Annotated in this window: 1 protein-coding gene; it reads right to left on the bottom strand. The window is 51.3% G+C overall.

Annotated features, from left to right (window positions below; all coding sequences use genetic code 11):
* Positions 1-7 precede the first annotated feature (7 nt).
* Positions 8-1,510 (bottom strand): IS5 family transposase, encoded by a 1,503-nt coding sequence (locus tag I2C21_RS17390; RefSeq protein WP_286167348.1) that lies wholly within the window; start codon positions 1,508-1,510, stop codon positions 8-10.
* Positions 1,511-1,632: the final 122 nt, after the last annotated feature.

The following is a 1,632-nucleotide window of genomic DNA, read 5'->3' as shown; positions in this document are numbered from 1 at the left end:
TTAGGGTCTACTGAATGGCTGGAACATTTGGAAATCTCGGAAAAATGACCAGCTCGCCGAGGTCAAAATCGTAGTCCAGAGCCCAACCGCAGTCAGGCGCAAAAAGGAGACGTAGTTTGCGCTCCATATTTGCGGCAAAGAAGCCCATCGCAATTGAGGTCATGGAAGTGTCGGGCAAACGAGTCATGACCCGGTCCAAGCTATATCGGCGCTTGACGACACCAAATGTTCCCTCAATCACGACGCGGTCGCAGCCATCCTGGTAGATCTGTTTGCTTTCTGCCTGCTTCTCCTCTGCCGACTTCCGTCCCAGCCTGGGACCTGAAAGACGGATCCCCAGCGAGGTGCACCAAAGCCGATTTTCTCTGCCGGGATAAGCCCGGTCTGCCAGAATCGTCTTTGGATAGAAGCCAAAGGTCTCCTTATATTCCTCAACGACCTGCTGCAGACTTCTGCTCTCAGAGTAGTTTTTCCAGTCAGCCTTCATCAGGAAAGCGTAACCACCCACAAGACCTACTATGACTTTGGCACCAAACTCAGTAGGACATCCCGCTTTACCGCGCACAATAGGGCGAACGTGCGGCTGATCGATGCTGACGATGCGGTCTTCTATCTGATGACTCTTCCGCACATACATGTCCCACTGTTGGCGGCAGAGTTCCTGGATCACCAACAGCTTCCTGTAAAGGTCATCCCCCAACAGCGATAAGGACACGCCGTGGGCCACCATCTTCTCGATGTAGCCGATATCCCTCTGGATATATTGCAAATTCCCGCGGAGAACCATCCGCGTTTCTCGTACAGTATGGGTGCGCTTCTTGGTGTATGCCAAATATCTTTCCCGAGCCTGCTGGCGATAGGTCCGTGGCTTCTCGGGGTACAGATCACGGGCGGAAGGATACAGCAAATCGATCATCTTTTCTACCAGCTCCCGGGCGTGGTTCAGCAGCCCGACATCCGTCGGATAATGAATATCTGCCGGACAGCAGGTCGCGTCAAGAATCAGCGTTCCACGGTTCTCAGTTTCTTCTGTCGGCTGTGCCGAGAGAGTGTCCTCACTGTCTTCCTGATTTACGGAATCATCTTCTTCGGGGTTATCCATGCTGGCAACTGCTTCTGGCGCAAAAACCAGATCGTTGATCCGTTGAATCATCTCAGGAGAAATACGCTTCCTGAAATGTGTCATCATGGATGCGTCGAAGGGCGAGTCCATGGTATAGCACTCAAATCCGCAGAAGTACTGCAGATACGGGTTCTCCTGGATATTTCGTCTGGTCTGTTCATCTGTGTAGCCTTCCTCGGCCTGGATATACAGTGCCCCGAAGGCCAGACGAGATGGAATGGCCACTTGGCCCTCACTGCTCTTGAAATGTTCCTGATACTCCCGGTCAATCTCTTTCCAAGGGAACTTCTTGCTGAGGATTACCCACCGGTTATCCTCACGCAATGTGACCCCAAAGGGCATCTCCATCTTAAGCTGGTCATAATCTTCGTGCCGATACATCTTCATCACCTGCAAACTTTTTCTTTCAAACTTCTGAATCCCTTTGCAGATATTTTACCGCATTACCCCTGTTTTTCCTAGTATTTTCAATGGTTTCCGAGCTTTTTCCCACTGTTCAGTAAGCCCTA

Origin of the sequence: Clostridium sp. J1101437_171009_A5, from assembly GCF_015547905.1 — a bacterium.
GTDB lineage: Bacteria > Bacillota > Clostridia > Oscillospirales > Oscillospiraceae > Pseudoflavonifractor_A > Pseudoflavonifractor_A gallinarum.
This window is presented reverse-complemented; position numbering and strand designations above follow the sequence as displayed.